16 protein-coding genes are annotated in these 16,970 nt (G+C 67.2%); 6 read left to right on the top strand and 10 right to left on the bottom strand.

Annotation, left to right across the window (positions count from 1 at the left end):
* Nucleotides 1–5 precede the first annotated feature (5 nt).
* From pdxA to BLR19_RS03460, 5 genes are all read right to left on the bottom strand, one after another.
* The gene (pdxA, locus tag BLR19_RS03480; protein WP_091747226.1) at nt 6–1,010 is read right to left on the bottom strand and encodes a 4-hydroxythreonine-4-phosphate dehydrogenase PdxA; all 1,005 of its coding nucleotides are present in this window, start codon (nt 1,008–1,010) and stop codon (nt 6–8) included.
* A complete protein-coding gene (locus tag BLR19_RS03475) occupies nt 1,007–2,374 on the bottom strand; it encodes a peptidylprolyl isomerase (protein WP_255366413.1) in 1,368 nt (455 codons plus the stop codon). The genes pdxA and BLR19_RS03475 overlap by 4 nt, the downstream gene beginning before the upstream one ends.
* A gap of 72 nt (nt 2,375–2,446) precedes the next feature.
* Nucleotides 2,447–4,885: an LPS-assembly protein LptD gene (locus BLR19_RS03470; protein ID WP_091747223.1), complete on the bottom strand. Its 2,439-nt coding sequence runs from the start codon at nt 4,883–4,885 to the stop codon at nt 2,447–2,449.
* 33 nt (nt 4,886–4,918) lie between these two features.
* Entirely contained in the window at nt 4,919–6,058 is a 1,140-nt protein-coding gene (gene lptG / locus BLR19_RS03465) for an LPS export ABC transporter permease LptG (protein ID WP_066551676.1), read from the bottom strand.
* A complete protein-coding gene (locus BLR19_RS03460; RefSeq protein ID WP_091747220.1) occupies nt 6,055–7,191 on the bottom strand; it encodes an LptF/LptG family permease in 1,137 nt (378 codons plus the stop codon). The genes lptG and BLR19_RS03460 overlap by 4 nt, the downstream gene beginning before the upstream one ends.
* Before the next feature lie 143 nt (nt 7,192–7,334).
* On the opposite strand from BLR19_RS03460, the gene BLR19_RS03455 reads away from it, so the two are divergent.
* Genes BLR19_RS03455 through BLR19_RS03440 form a run of 4 tightly spaced genes read left to right on the top strand, consistent with a single transcriptional unit; the run spans nt 7,335 to nt 9,922 of the window.
* A complete protein-coding gene (locus BLR19_RS03455) occupies nt 7,335–8,810 on the top strand; it encodes a leucyl aminopeptidase (protein WP_091747217.1) in 1,476 nt (491 codons plus the stop codon).
* 21 nt (nt 8,811–8,831) lie between these two features.
* Nucleotides 8,832–9,290 (top strand): DNA polymerase III subunit chi, encoded by a 459-nt coding sequence (locus BLR19_RS03450; protein ID WP_045811270.1) that lies wholly within the window; start codon nt 8,832–8,834, stop codon nt 9,288–9,290.
* Entirely contained in the window at nt 9,248–9,604 is a 357-nt protein-coding gene (locus BLR19_RS14755; RefSeq protein WP_174085785.1) for a hypothetical protein, read from the top strand. Before BLR19_RS03450 ends, BLR19_RS14755 begins: the two co-directional genes overlap by 43 nt.
* A gap of 21 nt (nt 9,605–9,625) precedes the next feature.
* A complete protein-coding gene (locus BLR19_RS03440; protein WP_091747214.1) occupies nt 9,626–9,922 on the top strand; it encodes a hemolysin in 297 nt (98 codons plus the stop codon).
* Between the two features lie 3 nt (nt 9,923–9,925).
* Here BLR19_RS03440 and BLR19_RS03435 read toward each other — a convergent pair whose 3' ends face one another.
* Complete coding sequence (locus tag BLR19_RS03435; RefSeq protein ID WP_091747211.1) at nt 9,926–10,852, bottom strand: LysR family transcriptional regulator; 927 nt, start codon at nt 10,850–10,852, stop codon at nt 9,926–9,928.
* 120 nt (nt 10,853–10,972) lie between these two features.
* Between BLR19_RS03435 and BLR19_RS03430 the strand changes: the two genes are divergently transcribed.
* Entirely contained in the window at nt 10,973–11,671 is a 699-nt protein-coding gene (locus BLR19_RS03430; RefSeq protein WP_091747208.1) for a pirin family protein, read from the top strand.
* A 72-nt stretch (nt 11,672–11,743) separates the two neighbouring features.
* Nucleotides 11,744–12,142, top strand: coding sequence for a DoxX family protein (locus BLR19_RS03425; protein ID WP_055755196.1), 399 nt, complete (start codon nt 11,744–11,746; stop codon nt 12,140–12,142).
* 49 nt (nt 12,143–12,191) lie between these two features.
* Here BLR19_RS03425 and pip read toward each other — a convergent pair whose 3' ends face one another.
* From pip to BLR19_RS03405, 4 genes are all read right to left on the bottom strand, one after another.
* Nucleotides 12,192–13,172 (bottom strand): prolyl aminopeptidase, encoded by a 981-nt coding sequence (gene pip, locus BLR19_RS03420; RefSeq protein WP_091747205.1) that lies wholly within the window; start codon nt 13,170–13,172, stop codon nt 12,192–12,194.
* 26 nt (nt 13,173–13,198) lie between these two features.
* Nucleotides 13,199–13,561, bottom strand: a complete 363-nt coding sequence (locus BLR19_RS03415; protein WP_091747203.1) for a DUF423 domain-containing protein — start codon at nt 13,559–13,561, stop codon at nt 13,199–13,201.
* Nucleotides 13,562–13,609: 48 nt separating this feature from the next.
* Nucleotides 13,610–14,203: a C15 family peptidase gene (locus tag BLR19_RS03410; protein ID WP_197458473.1), complete on the bottom strand. Its 594-nt coding sequence runs from the start codon at nt 14,201–14,203 to the stop codon at nt 13,610–13,612.
* Between the two features lie 84 nt (nt 14,204–14,287).
* Nucleotides 14,288–16,870, bottom strand: coding sequence for a tipN (locus BLR19_RS03405; protein WP_091747200.1), 2,583 nt, complete (start codon nt 16,868–16,870; stop codon nt 14,288–14,290).
* Nucleotides 16,871–16,970: the final 100 nt, after the last annotated feature.

Genomic DNA, 16,970 nt, shown 5'->3' with positions numbered 1-16,970 from the left:
CCCTGTTAGCGCGCGGCGCGGGCCGCCGCCATCTCAGATGCCAGGCGAATGGCGGCGATCAGGCTGTCTGCACGCGCGACGCCCTTGCCGGCGATGTCGAAGCCGGTCCCGTGATCGGGCGAGGTGCGGATGATCGGCAGGCCGAGGGAGACATTGACCCCGCCCCAGAAGTCCAGCGTCTTGACCGGGATCAGGGCCTGGTCGTGGTACATGCAGATGGCCGCGTCATAGGTCGCGCGCGCCTCGTCATGGAACATCGTGTCGGCCGGTCTGGGGTCGGTGATGTCGATCCCCTCGGCGCGAAGCTGTTCGGCGACGGGGATCAGGATGTCGCGTTCCTGCAGGCCCAAGGCGCCGCCTTCGCCCGCGTGGGGATTCAGCGCCGCCATGGCCAGGCGCGGGTGGGCGATGGCGAAGTCGCGTTTCAGGCTTTCGTGGACAACGCGGGCGGTGCGGGCGACACGCTCAGCCGTGACTAGTTCCGGCACCTGATCCAGGGCGACGTGAATAGTGACGAGGCAGGCGCGCAGATTCTGGGCCGTCAGCATCATCACCGGGCCGCGCGTACCGGCGTATGGCGCATCGGCCGTCAGTTCGGCGATGAACTCGGTATGGCCGGGAAAGCGAAAGCCCGAGGCGTACATCGGCGCCTTGGCGATCGGGGCGGTGACGACGCCGGACGCCTCGCCGGACAAGGCGAAGCTGACCGCCTCCTCGATGCCGTCCGCGACGGCTGAGGCATTGGCCGGATCGGGCAACCCGACCAGGACCGGCGCGGGGAGGGGGCGATGGATGACGGGAAGGGCGGACCCAAACAGATCACGAGCATCGCCGGGAGCCCCGACTTCGGCCACAGCAACGCCTTGCAAGCGCAACAGCGCGGCGTCGCCGATGACGGCGAAGGCCGTCTGGTCGGCGCGCAACGCTTTCCAGGCGGCGGCCACGATCTCCGGCCCGACGCCGGCGGGTTCGCCCAGCGTCAGAACCAGAGGCGCGACCGCTGGGCTCATTTGAACTCGATCAGGGCGTCGCTGCGCAGGTCGCGCAGATAGCGGCGCTCCAGCACGGCTAGGTTCTGGGCGCGCAGACGGTTTTCGACCTGCTGACGGTTCGGCGCTTCCGGCCCGCCGACGCGACGACCGCAGACGGCGACCAGGTGCAGGCCCAGCGGGGTGCGGATCGGCGTCGAGACCGAGCCGATTTCGCCGGTGCGCGCGAACTGCTGGAACTGGGGCGCCAGGTTGGCGACATCGGATTCGCCGAGGTCAGCGCCAAGGACGCCCTGGGTCGCGCGGGCCTGGGAGATGATGTTGTCGCACGTCAGGCCGTTGCGCAGACCTTCCAGCTTGGCGGTCGCGGCCGCGACATCGGCCTCCGATGCGGTTTCAGGCAGTTCGACCATGACCTGTTTCAGCGAAACCAGGCTGGTCGAGGCGCCGTCACGCTTGTCGCGGAGGTAGAGGATGTAGACGCCGCCATCGACGACGATGGGGTTGGACAGCTGGCCCGGCTGGAGCTGTTCCAGCACTGACTGCACAGCCGGCTGGAGCGAGTCCTTTACGACCCAGCCCGCATCGCCTGGGACGCGGGCGCTGGCCGAGGGGGCGGCGGAGAATTGCTGAGCGACGGCCTGGAACGGCGCGCCCTGGATGATCTGCTGCACCAGCTGGCGGGCGCCGTTCAAGGCTGCCTGCGCGCCGCCGACGCGGGCGGCGTCGATGTAGATTTCCCCGAGCAGGAACTGGGGCTTGGAGGCCGCCTCGTTCAGCCGACGGACTTCCTGATCGACCTGAAGGGTGCTGGCGCGGGCGCGGCTGTTGAAGCGGCCCGGGATCAGCTGGCTCCAGCCGATCTGGGTGCGCAGATTGTCGCGGAAGGCGGCGGGCTGGATGCCGCCCTGTTGCAGGAACTGCAGATAGGCCTGCGGCGTCGTGCCTGCGGCGCGGGCCATTTCGGCGATCTCGCCGTCGACTTCCTCGTCCGTGACCTTCAGGCTCTCGAACTTGGCCATCTCCTGATCCTTGAGGCGATCCTCGATCAGGGCGTTCAGGGCGGCCTGCTGAATGGCGGGCAGGTTCTGCTCGGTCGGCTGGACCTGCGACGAGGCGATCAGCATCAGCATGCGCTGACGCAGGTCATAGCCGGTGATGATCTTGTCGTTGACCGTGGCGACGATGCCGTCGGCCATTTCGAACTGAGGCTCGGCGCGCGCCGTCGTCGGCGCCTCTTCAGCCGCAGGATTCGGCGCGCCGGCCGCGGGGCCCTGCGCGGGCGTGGGGGTCTGTGCCGGAGCGGGCGCCGTCTGGGCATAGGCCGAACCGGCGAGGAGGACTGCCGCGAGCGCAGCCCCCGTCGAATAACGCATCAAACCCATTGGTCGTCCTGATTCCTCACAGCGGTCCGCCAGCCAGGCCGGCAGGCGGTCGCGCCCCGTAAAGCGTCATGCTCAACGCATATCGCCCTGTCCATAACCTGAACCTCCGAAAGTGGCGAGGTTTAGGCGCACATAGATGCCTTCCGACGGGCCGCCGGGCCGGGCGCGGGTGTTGTCGCGCCGATAACCCAGTTCGAACCGCAGGCAGTCGTCGTCGAACAGCACGCCGACTTCGGATCGCGTGATCTCGTTCTGGTCCAGATCGGCGATGCCGGCGACGGTGAAGCCCCAGTTCTGGAAGACGAACTGCTGGCCGGCCAACTGGACGAACTCGTAGTTGCGGTTCAGCGGCCCGTCGACGGGGTTCGACTGATCCAGAATGTAGCTGACGGTCGCCAGGTTGCGGCGGCCCCAACGACCGTCCAGCGCCGCCTCGGCGCGGCGCACCTCACCCGAACCGTCGACCGTGGCGTGGAACCAGCTGCGGATGCGATCCGACGGCGAGAAGTCGCCCTGGACCACCCAATCCGAGGTCTCGGAGGCCAGACCTGTCGGGTCATAGAGACGCGCGGGATCGTCGGGAATCGACGTACGGAAGTCGTCTTGCTGGTCGAAACGATAGCTGCGTCCCACGAACAGGCTGGCCTTACGACCTTCGGCCCAGCGGATAGTGGCGCGACCGCCCGCCGTCACGCGCGCGCCGCCTTCCAGCAGATCGTAGCCGGAGAAGCGATCCATGCGGAACAAGGACGACTCGTCCAGTTCCAGGACCTGGGAGTCCTCGATCGGAATACGGCGGTCCAAGCTGACCTTGTTGGAGACCGAGAACTGACCCACCGGCTCCAGGATGATGTCGGCGTCGGCGATGCGTTTGATCAGGGGATAGGTGACGTCCAAGCCCGCGCTGAACCGGGACCGGCTGACCGTCTCGTCGCTGTCAACGCCCATCATCGGCGGCAGATCGGACATGGAATAGAGATCGACGCGCGTATCGACGAACGGCTCCACCCGTATGCCGACAGGAAGGATGATCGCCCGTCGCCATTCCACCTGGCCTGTGATGCGGCGGCTGTCCACGCCGGCCAGACCTGTCGTGACGGGCGGGACGATCTCCGGGTTCAGGATCGGCGCGCCGACGAAAGCGTCGCGGTAGAGAGAAACGGCCGAACCCTTCAAGCGCAGCCGGCCGCCGAAGACCAGTTCGCGCGGCTCCCAGCGGGCATCGATCAGCGGAGCGACGAAGGGCAGGGTGTCGTCGTCCTCGAACACCTTGAAGCCGTTGGCGTCGCGGAAGTCCGTCGCGGCGAAGGCCGGGTTCAGGCGCAGGCTCTGGATCGAGAAGGCCGCGACCGAAACATAGGACCGATCGGTCTGATGTTCCGCGTAGATCTGGCTGATCAGACGACGGCGGTCGCCGTAATACAGGCCGTTGTCCTGATACGGAGAGCGCACGTCATAGCGGTCGAACAGCGTCTTGTCCGAGGTGCGCTCGGCCGTGAAGCCGAACCGCCACGGGCCGTCGGGATCAAACTCGCCGTGCGACAGCAGATAGCTGCGATGCTCGCGGTCGCCGAACTTGACGTTGCTTTCGAAATCGCCGTCGCCGTCCCGATCGAAGTCGCCGAACTCGCGCTCGTAGGTATAGCCACCTCGCGCCACGATCATTCCGTTGGCGAACCGTCGCCGCCATTGCAGGTTCAGCAGCGGCGCGACCCTGGTGTTGATCTGCGGGCTGATCAGCCAGTCCTCGGACGGCGACACGACATGCAGATAGGGAAACTCGACGGAGACGCCGCGACCCTCGTCATAGTTGACGATGGGCACCAGGAAGCCCGAGGCCCGTTCCACCGAGGGATCGGGGTGGGCGAAGAAGGGCGTGTAGAAGACGGGCACCGGGCCGATATAGAAGACGGCGTTACGATAAAGGATCGCGCGAAGTTGCTCGTCCTGCGTCACCTTCTCCGCCTGGATCGAGATGGTCGGCGTCTTGGGACCGCCATCGTCGCAGATCGGGCAGGGGGTGAAGCGGGCGTAGTTCAGCTCGCTGACGTTCTCGCTGCGACGCACAGCCGTTGCGGCCATCAGACTGGCGCCGTTGGCCAGACGCGTGGCGAAATCCACGGCGACGCCGGTCTCCAGGTTTTCATCCAGCTCGAGACGGCTGGCATAGACCACGGTGCCATCGGGCGCGATGGCCTCGACGCGGCCTTCGGCCGTCGCCGAGCCGGCGTTCAGATCATAGGACAGGTTCTCGCCGCGCAGCACATGACCGCGCGTGCGGACATAGGCGCGGTTCTCGGGCGTGCCGCTGACGATGATGTTGTCGCCTTCGCGACGCGCATTGTCGGCATCGACATAGACCGCTTCGGGCGGCAGGCCGTCGGAAGGCGCGGCTGCGGCTGGCGGGGTCGTTTGCGCCCATGCGGGCGTCGCCAAGGGCGCGCAGGCGACCAGGGCCGCACCGGCGAGAAGCCTTGCTTTGAAAGCGTCGAAGCGCCGGTCACCCTGCATAGGCCATCCGTAGTCTGAGAAGCGAGCGCCCGATTAGCCGTCTTCGGTATAGAACAGCAAGGTCAAGGCTGCGAGCGCCGTAAGAACAGGCGGCAGCCAGGCGGCGACGAAGGGCGCCACGACCTCGGCCGATCCCATCGCCGACGAAAACTGGTTCAGGAAGAAGAAGGCGAAGCCCAGCACTACGGCCGCCACGCTCATGCGCGCCAGGTCGCCCAATCGCATCAGCCGCAGCGAAAAGGCGGCGGCCAGGATGGACATGGCTGCGAATACCAAGGGCGTGGCCAGAAGCTGCTGGAAGCGCAGGCGATAGGCGGTGGATGTGAAGCCCGCGTTCTCGATTCGGCTGATCTGGTTCGGCAGCGACCAGAAGGGCGTGGCCTGCGGTCGGGCGAAACGATCGAAGGCCTCGTCGTCCGCCAGGCTGGAGACAAGGGTCAGGCTGGAATAGGTGACGGCGCGCTGGCCGATCTGGGCGCCGACAGCGTCGGTCAGGCGCCAGCTGCCGGCGTTCAGCGAGGCCGACTTGGCGTCGATCCGTTCGGAGAATGTGCGGCCGCCGCCGGGCGCGGTCGTATAGATGAAGAAGCTAACGTTTAGCAGGCGAGCATTGGCGCGGTCCTGCTGGCCGGCGCGGATGATCATCTGACGCTGATCGTCGCCCTCGCGCAGCCAGATCGCCTCCTTGGGATCGCCGCCGGGCGCGGTGCCGGAAATCCGTGCGCGCTCGCGTTGCCACAGACCGTCGCCGGCAGAGGCCATCGGACCCAAGACCGTGACGGTCAGAACGCCCAGCACGAAGGCCATGCCGGCCGCCGGCAGGACGAAACGCCAGGCGGAGACGCCCGCCGCACGCATGGCGATCAGTTCGCTGCGGCGGTTCAGGCTGATGAAGGCCGACAGGGTGCCGAACAGGAAGACGAACGGCATCAACTGCACGATCACCGATGGCGACTTCAACAGCACCAGACCGAAAATGCGCACGGCCGACAGATCCTGGGCCGAGCCGACGCCGCGCGAGACCTCGACGAAGTCGATCAGCATGACCAAGGCCGAGATCACGGCCAGGGCCACGCCCAGCGACTTCAGCTGCTGGACCAGCACATAGCGTTCGATGCCGCCGAGGCGGGGGATGTGCGGCGAGCGACGGGCGGAGGCGGCGACGGCGGTCATGCGAACTTGGCCTTCAGATCGCGCAGCGCAGCGGTTGTTCGGCTGCGACGCGGCTTCAGCGCGCGGAACAGAACCCGCAGGGCGACGACGATGGCCACGATCGGCACGACGTACTGGAGCACGTTCATCCAGCTGTTCCATGCGCTGGCGGCGACAAGGCCGTAGCCGATGACGCGCAGGACCAGGAACAGGCCCGCCGCCTTGGCGATGCGCAAGGTATAGCCGGTGCGGCTGAAGGCGCCGCCCAGGATGGCGGAAAGCGCCAGGGCCATGGCGACCATGGCGTAGAGCGGCGAGGCCAGCCGCGAATGCGCCTCCGCCAGCAGTTCGCCGCGCGAGCCGGCGACCTCAAGCACCTTCGCCGTCGGGTTCAGCAGCTGGCGCAGATAGAGGTCGGTCGGCTTGTAGCGAATGGTGTCGGTCACCCCGACGAAGGGCGCGAGCGAGAAATCGTATCGCCCGAACGACAGCGTCTCCAGCACGCCGCCCGACGAGTAACGCTGGGCCGATCCGTCGATCATGGTCAGGATCGGAATGCCGCCGGCGTCGCGGCTGAAACGCGCCTCCGACGCGTTCCACGTCGTGACCTTGTCCTTGTCGTCCAGATAGACGAACAGGTTCTTCAGCAGTCCGTTCTGCTCGATCTGCTGCACATAGACGGTCAGGCCGTCAGGCCCCTGAACGAACTGGCCTTCTTCGACCAGAAGCGCGGCGAGGTCGGTGCGGATGTCGAACGCCTGGCGCCGCGCCTCCTGCTGCGCCCAGGGCAGAATGAAGACGTTGACCAGCAGCGTGACCAGGGCGACCAGCAGGGCGATACGGGCGGCCGGCGATATGACCTGCCACCGGGTCATGCCGCCCGCGAAGGCCGCCGTCAGCTCCTGCTCGCGTTGCAGACGGGTCAGGGCGATCAGGGCGCCGACGAAAAGGCCGATGGGCAGAATCACCGACAGCAGTTGCGGCAGGGCGAGCAGGGTCAGCTTGACCATGATCCACACGCTCTGACCCCGCTCCACAATGACCTGGAGTTGGTCGAGGCTCTGGCTCAGAATCCCGATTCCCGCCAGCGCTGCGCACGCGGCGATCACAGGAAACAGGATCTGGCGAAAAAGGTATCTTTGAATCAGGGTCATGGGCGGATGGACTTCGCCCGGTTGCAGGCGGCGACATTGAGGCGCATCTAGTAGCACATCAGGGCGCGTCCGCGACAAGCAGACGCGCCGTTGTCATTTTGCTGTTTGCAGACGCCGGGTGGGGCCTGGCTGGAGTTGATTGAATGAAGATCGAATTCGTCGCCGCCGTGGACGCCGCCGAAATCCTGGCCGTTCCGGTTTTTGAAGATCGCACCTTCACCGCCGCCGGGACCGCGCTGGACGGCAAGGCCAACGGCGCCCTGACCAAGGCGGCGGGCAAGGGGCGTTTCACGGGCAAGGCCGGCCAGAGCCTGAGCATCGCCGCGCCGTCGGGCATCGAGGCGGACGTCGTGCTGCTGGTGGGCGCGGGCGCAAAGGACAAGCTGGACGATCTGGCGGTCGAGGCCTTCGGCGGCAACGCCTATGCGGCGGTCAAGCTGTCGGGCGCCGAGGTGCTGACGATCGACGCATCGGACCTGTCGCCAGAGCAGGCCGCCCGCGTCGGGTTCGCCGCGCGTTTGGCCGCCTATCGCTTCGACAAATATCGCACGACGCAAAAGGCCGACAAGATTCCGTCGATCACCGCCATCCGCGTGGTCACGAGCGACCTGCGGGGCGCCGAAGCCGCGCTGGAGCCGCTCTCGGCGGTGGCCGACGGCGTGATCTTCGCGCGCGACTTGGTGTCCGAGCCCGCCAACGTCCTGTATCCGGCCGAGTTCGCCAAGCGGGTGAAGGCCTTGGAGAGCCTGGGCCTTGAAGTCGAAATCCTCGGCGAGGCCGAGATGGAGAAGCTGGGCATGCGCACCCTGTTGGGCGTGGGCCAGGGCAGCCGTCGCGAAAGCCAGCTGGCGATCATGAAGTGGAACGGCGGCGAAGCCGGCGCTCAGCCCCTGGCCTTCGTCGGCAAGGGCGTCTGCTTCGACACCGGCGGCATCTCGATCAAGCCGGCCGAAGGCATGGAAGACATGAAGTGGGACATGGGCGGCGCCGCCGCCGTGACCGGAACCATGATCGCCCTGGCCAGCCGCAAGGCCAAGGCCAACGTCATCGGCGTTCTGGGCCTGGTCGAGAACATGCCGGACGGCAACGCCCAGCGTCCGGGCGATGTGGTCGTGTCCATGTCGGGTCAGACGGTGGAGGTCATCAACACCGACGCCGAAGGTCGCCTCGTTCTGGCCGACGCCCTCTGGTACACCCAGGAGCGTTTCAAGCCGAAGTTCATGATCGACCTGGCCACCCTGACTGGCGCCATGATCGTGGCCTTGGGCCTGGATTACGCCGGCGTCTTCTCGAACTCCGACGATGTCGCCGATCCGATCCTGGCGGCGGCCAAGAAGGTCGGCGAGAACTTCTGGCGAATGCCGATCCCGGCCATCTACGAGCAGCACATCGATTCCAAGATCGCCGATGTGAAGAACACCGGCAACGGCCGCGCCGGCGGCTCGATCACCGCCGCCCTGTTCCTGCAACGCTTTACCAACGGCGTGCCGTGGGCGCACCTGGACATCGCGCCGACGGCCTGGGCCAACAAGAGCCCCAGCCCCACTGTGCCGGAAGGCGGCGTCGGCTTCGCCGTGCGCACGCTGGACCGGATGGTCGCGGATTCCTACGAAGGCTGATCGGTCGGGAGGTAGAGCCGGGTGAGCGAAAAGCCCGAAATCTGGTTCTATCACCTGGAGCGTTCATCGCTGGATCAGGTGCTGCCAACCCTGCTCGAAAAGACGATCGAGCGGGGCTGGCGGGCCATGATCAAATCGTCGCATTCGCATCGGCTGGACGAGGTCGACGAGACGTTGTGGACGTTTCGCGATGACAGCTTCCTGCCGCACGGCCGGGCCGACCAGCCCCACGCCGAGCGCCAGCCTGTGCTGTTGAGCGAGACGGGCGAGAACCTGAACGGCGCTCAGGCGCTGTTCATAGTCGACGACGCAGAACTGGGCGGCACGGAAGGGTTCGAACGATGCTTCATTATTTTCGACGGTCGCGACGAGCCGGCTTTGCAACATGCGCGGGGACGCTGGAAGGCGCTGAAGGGCCAGGGCGCGAACCTGGCCTATTGGCGTCAAACGGACGAAGGGCGCTGGGAAAAGGCGGCCTGATCGGACTGGTTCTGCTGGCCGGCTGTTCGACGCCGGTCTCCGAGGCGCCTGCGCCGCGCGCGGTCGAGCAGGCCCAGTTGAACCCGCCCGTCGGCAGCCGGATGCCGACCGCACAGACTGAGGACGTCTGCAAGGCCGGCGAGATGCAGTATCTGGTCGGCAAGTCCCGGACCGAAATCCCGGTGCCGGTGGATGTCGTCAATCGGCGCGTGACCTGCACCACCTGTCCGGTGACGCAGGACTTCTCCGCCTATCGGCTGAACATCTTCTATAACGAACAGACCGGCATCATCGAACAGGTCCGCTGCGGCTGAGCCCGACGCAAGGAGACGACCATGAAGATCATCGTGAGCACCCTGATGGCCGCCGGCGCCTTGGCCGTGTCGGCCTGTGCGCCGGTCCAGACCGCCGAGCCTGCGCCCGGATCGGACGCCGCCTTCAAGGCGTGCAAGGTTTCGGATTATCAGAGCTATGTCGGCCGCAACCGTTCGGCCATCCCGACCGCGCCGGCCGGCCAGACGTTCCGTGTGCTCTGCACCACCTGCGCCGCGACCATGGACTATCGCGAGAACCGGGTGAACTTCGTCTATGACGAGGCGACCGACATCGTGCGCGAAGTGAAGTGCGGCTGAAGGTTAGCGCCCCACCGTATCGCCCGGCCACAGCGGTCCGCTGAATTTCGCCGCCAGATAGTCCATGAAAGTCGTGACCCTGGCCGGACGCGGTCCGCCGCTGGGCGCCACCAGATGCAGGGCGATGGGCGGCAGCCGCCAGTCGGTCATCACCGTCTCGAGATGGCCATCGGCGACGTCCTTCCAGTAGATGAAGTCCGGCTGGGGAAAGAGCCCCAGCCCCGCACACAAGGACGCCGTCAGGGCGTCGGAGTTGTTGGCGCGCAACGGCCCGCGCGGATGCACCACCACTTCTTCACCCGCCTCATTGCTGAACCGCCAGGTGTCGGGACTGGGCATGTAGGCGTAGCCGAGGCAGGCGTGACGGGCCAGATCGTCGGGATGGGTCGGGCGACCGCGCTGCTCCAGATAGGATGGCGAGGCCACCAGGGCGCGGGCCACAGGCCGCAGCTTGCGCGCCGTCAGCGATGAGTCCGCCAAGGCCGCGATCCTAAGCGCGCAGTCGAAGCCGCCGCCGACCAGATCGATGACCTCGTCCGACAGATGCAGGTCGACCGATACGTCGGGGTGGGTGGCGAGGAACTCGGGCAGGGCCGGGGCCACATAGGCCATGCCGAACGACATGGGCGCCGCCAGTCGCACGAGGCCACGCGGCGTGATGGACATGTCCAGCGCCTCTGACACCGCGCCCTCGGCCTCGGCCAACATGTGGGCGGCGCGGGCGGCCAGGGTCCGGCCTGCATCGGTCAGGGCGAAGCGCCGCGAGGTGCGGTGGAGCAGGGTGGTCTTCAGCTGCTGCTCCAGCCGCGTCACAGCCTTGGACACGGTCGCCTTGGATAAGCCCAGCGCCTCGGCTGCGCTGGAAAAGGATTGGCTGTCGGCGACCTTGGCGAAGATGGCCAGGGCTTCCAGATCGGGCAGGCGGGACATGGGCGGCCTCGCGTCCTGAAACGATGAGTTTCGGTTGTTTCTATTTCTGATCGGTCGCCGATCCCTATCTTGGCGTCAAGCAAAGGCGTCGGACGGTTCCGACGCGAAAGGACGAGTGCGATGATCGAGCGCAGACCATTTGAATCCCTCGGCGGCGCCAACCACGGCTGGCTGAACGCGAAACACCATTTCTCCTTCGCCAACTACTATGATCCCAAGCGGATGAGCTGGGGCAATCTTCGGGTCTGGAACGACGACGAGATCGCCGCCGGAACGGGTTTTCCGCCGCATCCGCACGCCGACATGGAGATCATCACCTACGTCCGCGATGGGGCCATCACCCATGAGGACAGTCTGGGCAACAAGGGCCGCACCATTGCGGGCGATGTGCAGGTGATGAGCGCCGGAACCGGCATCCGGCACGCCGAATACAACGCCGAGCCGGACCTGACGCGGATCTTCCAGATCTGGATCGAGCCGACCCGTCGCGGCGACGCGCCGAGTTGGGGCACCAAGCCCTTCCCCAAGGGCGAGCGGTCAGGCCAGTTCGTGGTCCTGGCCTCGGGCTTCGAGGGCGACAAGGACGCCCTGCCGATCCGCACCGATGCGCGGATCGTGGCGGCGACGCTGAAGGCGGGCGACAGCGCCGACTATCCGCTGGGCGGCGCGCGGCGGGCCTATCTGGTCCCGGCAAAGGGCGAGGTCGAGGTCAATGGCGTCCGGCTGAACGCCCGCGACGGCGCGGCCATCGCTCAGGAGGATGTCGTGACGGTCAAGGCGCTGTCCGACGCCGAGATTGTGCTGGTGGACGCCGCCTGATTTTCGGATCAAGCTTCACGGTCGGACCCGATCCGACCGTGAACAACCGCATCAAAAAGGCGAGGAAAGAGAATGTTCAATCAAGTGAATGGCTGGTCTTCCCGCGCCCTGGCGGCGCTCAGGATCGTCGCCGGTCTGTTGTTCCTGGCGCATGGCGTCATCAAGGTCTTCGGCTTCCCAGCCGGGGCCGAACCCGGTCAGCAGGAGCTGCTGTCGTTGTTCGGCATCGGCGGGGTGATCGAGCTGATCACGGGCCTGTTGCTGATCCTGGGCCTGTTCACGCGTCCGGCCGCCTTCATCGCCTCGGGCCAGATGGCCGTGGCCTACTGGATGTTCCACTTCCCCAGCAGCCCCTATCCGGCGGTGAACGGCGGCGACGCGGCCATCCTGTACTGCTTCATTTTCCTGTACATCTTCACCGCCGGTCCTGGCGCGTGGAGCATCGACAATCGAACCGCAAAGCGGTTCTGATTTCTGCAGAATGGGAAAGGCCGCCGCGCTGTCCTGCGCGGCGGTTTTTTCATGCCTGAAGGCTTGCAGCCCAGTCGGCGGCGCGCACCAGGCTGTCGACGATCCCGGGTTCCGACGAGGCGTGGCCGGCGTCGCCGACGATGTCCAGATGCGCCTCGGGCCAGGCGCGATGCAGCGCCCAGGCGCCTGAAATCGGCGTCACCACGTCGAACCGGCCCTGCGCGATCCAACAGGGAATATGCCGCATCCGGTCCACATTCTTCAGCAGCCAGCCGTCCTCCTCGAAGAAGCCGGCGTTGGTGAAGAACCAGTTCTCGATCCGGGCGAAGGCGACGGCGAAGTCGGGCTCGGCGAACTTGTCAGGCCGGGCGTTGGGCCCCTCGACGCTGACGGTCTCGCCTTCCCAGCTGGACCAGGCGACGGCGCAGCGTTCGCGCTCGGCGACGTCGTCGCCGATCAGCCGCTTGTAATAGGCGGCCATCAGGTCGCCGCGCTCGGCCTCGGGGATGGGGGCGATGAAGCGCTCCCAGGCGTCGGGGAAGATCATCGAGGCGCCGTCCTGATAGAACCAGTGCAACTCCTTCTTCGTCAGCAGGAAGATGCCGCGTAGCAAGAGCGCGATGACCCGCTCAGGATGGGTGATGGCGTAGGCCATCGACAGGGTCGAACCCCAAGACCCGCCGAACACCACCCATTTGTCGACGCCGCACAGGGCGCGCAGGCGCTCGATGTCGTCGATCAAGGTCCAGGTCGTGTTGTCTTCCAGCGAGGCGTGGGGCCGCGACTGACCACAGCCGCGCTGGTCGAACATGATGATGCGATAGACGGCGGGATCGAAGAAGCGGCGCATGCCCGGATTGACCGCACCGCCTGGTCCGCCGTGAAGGACCAGAACCGGCAGGCCGTGCGGATTGCCGGACTCCTCGTAATAGATTTCATGCACGCCTTCGGTCGGCATCCAACCCGAGGCATAGGCCTCGATCTCAAGGTGGAGCACACGACGCGGCTCGGCGGGCGTGGGGAAGGCCATGGATGCTTGGTCTTTCTACGAGGAAATCAGGGGCGAGAACGCAAGGCCGCAAGGGCCAGGCAGAGCCAACCGGCGATCATCAGAAGGCCGCCGATCGGGGCCACGGCGCCGAACGCCGGCACGCCGAGAAAGGCGATCGCCGCCAGGGCGAGGCAGAAGATGAGGCCGCCGATCGATCCGAGCCAGCCCGCTAGCCGCGCCAGCCCGCCGCCCCCTGTCCATTGGGCGCAGGCGAAGGCGAAGACGGCGTGGACGATCTGATACTGGGCGCCGGTGGTCAGCAGGGTCTTGATCTGCGGCCCGGCGCCATGCGCGGCGAAGGCGCCGAGCGCCACGGCCAGGGCGCCGTTCAGGGCGGCGAAGACGATCAGGTTGCGACTCACTGTCATTTCGAAACCCTAGACCGCCAGTTCGTCGATGTCTGCGACCCAGGAGGGTTAACCGACGCGCGGCAGCGGCGTCAGGTGGCTGGCCATGGCCGAGGCGGCGGCCTTGACGCCCTTGCGCACCGCCGCTTCGTTGGCGGGGGCGGGAGCGCGCAACAGACCGATCGACGGCGTCAGCGGACCATCCGGCAGGTCCGAGAGCACGCGGTAGAGCAGGTAGGAGCCGGCGTCCTCTTCGATGTCGGACGAGGCGTCGGCCTGCAGCCCGGCGGCGGTCAGGGCGCGAACCATGTCGGCGACGGGCGCCGTGGTGCGGGCCACGCCCGGCCCGGTGCTGGACAGGCGATGCTTGTAGTCGAGGGTGCGGTTTTCAGCGCGCATCTGGACCCGGAAGCCTGCGCCCTTTTGCGTGCGTCCGACGAGGAGGACGGCCCGGCATTCCCCGCTGCCGAGACGGGCGGCCAGGGTCGAGGCGAGCTCGTCGGGATCGGCGGCGGCGATGGGCACAGCGCGGGCCCCGCTGGGGCTCCAGATTTCGCCCGACAGATCCTCGACCAGATCCCAACCGTCATCGTCGCCGTCATATGCGCAGATGATGATGCCAGGGCGGCGATCACCACTGGCACGACTGTCGATTTGGTTCATCGTGCCAGCCATAGCCCCATCCATGACAGTTCGGTGACGTGCAAGAGGCTGTAACTTCCCGACGCCGTCAAGTCCGCAAGAGTCTCAGCCCAGGTCGCCGACCGCCGCATCCAGCAACATGAAGGCGCGACCGCTGTCCGACGCCAGGCTGGACTGAACCGCTGCGCTGTCTCCAGCGCGGGCGGAAGCGTTCAGCATGACTGCGAAGTTGCGGACATAGCGTTCGGCGTCGGCGCGCAGTTCGGCGTCGCTGAGGACACGGCGAGACACGCTGCGGACAGCGGCCGGCGCGACGCGACGCACGATCTGACGCGCGGCGTCGGGGTCGCCATTGCTGAAGGCGCGGGCGGCCTCTTCGACGCGCGAGCGGGGCAGAAGGGCGTTGGGATCGACCCCCATGCGCCGAATGGCGGCGGCGACCCGGTCGGACAGGGCTTCGGCCTCGGCAGGCGAAGGGGAGGGCGTGTCCAACTCCAGCGGCGCCTCGTTGTCGTCGTCGCCGTCGATCAGATCGCTCCAATCCAGGCCCTTGTCCGTCGCCGGCGGGGGCGTCTCTGCGGGCTCGAGCCGCAGGCGACTGCGCAGACCAAACCGGCGCTCCTCGGCGGGCGGCGAGGCGGGAGGCGTTGGGCGATCGGTCCGGCGCTCGGGACGAGGTTCGGGCCGGGCTTCGATCTCTGCGGCCGGCTCGCGACGACGCGCCGGCGTCGTATCGCCCGACACCACGCCCATCAGACGCACGGCCTCGGTCAGCATGTCGTAGTTTCGGCGCACGCGATCCTGGAAGCCGACATCCAGCGCCTCCGTGTCCTCGGCCGCCCTGCGCGAGGCGGCGGAAAGGGAGGCCAGGCCTTCCTCGACAGTGGCGCGCACGGCGTCGGCGCGGGCGCGAGCTTCCTGAGGCAGGCGCGCGGCGCGCTCGTCGATGTCGGCGACGGCGGTGTCGATTTCTGACAAGGCGCTGTTGAGACGTGCCACCAGGGTTTCCAGGCGGCTGACCATCCGCTCGCCGGTCTCTTCGACCAGGCCGGACGTTTCGGTGACGATGCGGCGGGCGTCGGCGATACGGGCGTCGGCGGCGGTGTCGGCCTTCTGGGCCGCGTCGAACAAGGACTCGCCCAGGCGGTCGGTGCGCAGACGCGCCTGTTCGGCGGCGTCGGCGGCGGCGGCGCGAGAATCTTCGGCCGTGGCGCGCATCTGCTCCAGGGCGCGGCGCGTCTCTTCCATCAGGGCGTCGCGCGCCTCGGCCGCCAAGGCTTCGAAACGATCCAGGGCGAGCTTGGTGGCGGAATCGAAGCCGTCGGCCTCGCGTTGCGACATGTCGACGAGAGCGCGGAACTGGTCGGTGGCCGCCTCGACCAGATCGCGCATGGACTCGACCGACGTCTGGGTGGTGCGATCCAGATCGCCCGCGGCGCTGCGCGTGGCGGAGAGATGCTCGATCAGTTGAGCGCGCTGGCTTTCGACCTGGGCCGAAAAATCCTCCTGATCGGTGCGCAGGGCGTAGGCGGCGGTGACCAGGGCGGCGCGCTGCTGGCTGAGGCCTTCCTCGACGGACTGGATCTGCTCGGCGACGCCCGAACCGGCGTTCTCAAGTCGGATGGTCTGGCGCGCCAGATCGTCGGACGCCACGCGGGCGGCGTCCTGGGCTTCGCCTGCGGCGGCGGCGAGGTCGGCGGCGCGGGCGGCGAGGGCGGCCTCGGCTTCGCGAAGTTGCGCCTGAGCCAAATCAGAGGCGTCGGCGACCATGCGCGACTGCCGCTCGACCGCGTCGATGACGCCCGACGCCTGCGTATCCAGATGGATGCCCAGGGTCTGCATCTGGTCGCGCTCGCGGCCTAGGTTTTCCGTGAGACGACGCGCAGTGCGGCCGGCGTTCTCGGCCGCCTCGTTCAGCCGCGTTGTCTCTTGGGCCAGCGCCTCTCGGAGCAGAGCCATATCGTTGCGGGCACGTTCCGCCGCCAGGGTGGCGTGATCGATGTCGGAACGTAGCGACTGAAGCACCTCGCCGGTCTGCTGGGCAGCCAGGGCGGTCGGGGCCACCAGGGCCTCGGCCAGTTGCCGGGCGCGACGGGTCTCTGCGGCCAGACCGGCGCCCTGTCGGAGGGCGTGGGCCAGCATGATGGCCAGGCCCGCAGGGGCAAGGGCGATCAGGGCGTAGATGGCGATCCGCAGCGGATCCAGTTCCGCCCCGCCGGCGCCGAACTCGTAAGCGGTCCAGGATGCGACGCCGCCGATCCACAGAGCCGAGGCGACGCCCGCAATCACATAGGCGTGGCGTCCTGACGGCTCGGCCTGGGCCTTGGCTTGAACGGTTTTTACAGCTCGCGGTTTGGACAGTTCGAACGGCGCGGGCGGCTGACCGACGGCGACGGCCATATCGACAGGAGTCTCTGGCGTCGGCTTCGCATTGACGGGGGCGGCGCCCCGTTCGGCGGCAAGGGCGCGTTCCTCGGCCTGCCGCTGCTCTTCCAGCAGGCGACGGCGGCGGCGCTCGGACATTGGCGGCTCGAACGTCGGCTGCACGATTTCGAAATCAGGCTCGGGGATCGGGTCGAGCGACGGTGTCGCCTCATCGACCGGCATTTCGTCTGAGGTCGAAAGCTCGACCGGCGCGACGGCCTCGTCGTCGGTCAGCTTCAGCGGCGGCCGTTTGGGAGACTTCATAAGCTCAAAAACTCGATCTCTACGCGGGCGTCCGACAGCGCCGAGGAAACCCTAGAGCATGATCGATGCGGACGAAACCGACTCAAGCCCGCAACCTGTC

The organism is Brevundimonas sp. 374 (assembly GCF_900102995.1).
GTDB classification, from domain to species: Bacteria; Pseudomonadota; Alphaproteobacteria; order Caulobacterales; family Caulobacteraceae; genus Brevundimonas; species Brevundimonas vesicularis_C.
The sequence above is the reverse complement of the archived record's forward strand: the minus strand, read 5'-3'. Positions and strand labels throughout refer to the sequence as shown.

Coding starts and splice junctions, on each gene's coding strand:
- BLR19_RS03425 (WP_055755196.1), top strand. CDS start 11,744: ATGTTCAATCAAGTGAATGGCTGGTCTTCCCGCGCCCTGGCGGCGCTC.
- BLR19_RS03440 (WP_091747214.1), top strand. CDS start 9,626: ATGAAGATCATCGTGAGCACCCTGATGGCCGCCGGCGCCTTGGCCGTG.
- BLR19_RS03415 (WP_091747203.1), bottom strand. CDS start 13,561: ATGACAGTGAGTCGCAACCTGATCGTCTTCGCCGCCCTGAACGGCGCC.
- BLR19_RS03410 (WP_197458473.1), bottom strand. CDS start 14,203: ATGAACCAAATCGACAGTCGTGCCAGTGGTGATCGCCGCCCTGGCATC.
- pdxA (WP_091747226.1), bottom strand. CDS start 1,010: ATGAGCCCAGCGGTCGCGCCTCTGGTTCTGACGCTGGGCGAACCCGCC.
- BLR19_RS03455 (WP_091747217.1), top strand. CDS start 7,335: ATGAAGATCGAATTCGTCGCCGCCGTGGACGCCGCCGAAATCCTGGCC.
- lptG (WP_066551676.1), bottom strand. CDS start 6,058: ATGACCGCCGTCGCCGCCTCCGCCCGTCGCTCGCCGCACATCCCCCGC.
- BLR19_RS03435 (WP_091747211.1), bottom strand. CDS start 10,852: ATGTCCCGCCTGCCCGATCTGGAAGCCCTGGCCATCTTCGCCAAGGTC.
- pip (WP_091747205.1), bottom strand. CDS start 13,172: ATGGCCTTCCCCACGCCCGCCGAGCCGCGTCGTGTGCTCCACCTTGAG.
- BLR19_RS03405 (WP_091747200.1), bottom strand. CDS start 16,870: ATGAAGTCTCCCAAACGGCCGCCGCTGAAGCTGACCGACGACGAGGCC.
- BLR19_RS03430 (WP_091747208.1), top strand. CDS start 10,973: ATGATCGAGCGCAGACCATTTGAATCCCTCGGCGGCGCCAACCACGGC.
- BLR19_RS03460 (WP_091747220.1), bottom strand. CDS start 7,191: ATGACCCTGATTCAAAGATACCTTTTTCGCCAGATCCTGTTTCCTGTG.
- BLR19_RS03470 (WP_091747223.1), bottom strand. CDS start 4,885: ATGCAGGGTGACCGGCGCTTCGACGCTTTCAAAGCAAGGCTTCTCGCC.
- BLR19_RS03475 (WP_255366413.1), bottom strand. CDS start 2,374: ATGGGTTTGATGCGTTATTCGACGGGGGCTGCGCTCGCGGCAGTCCTC.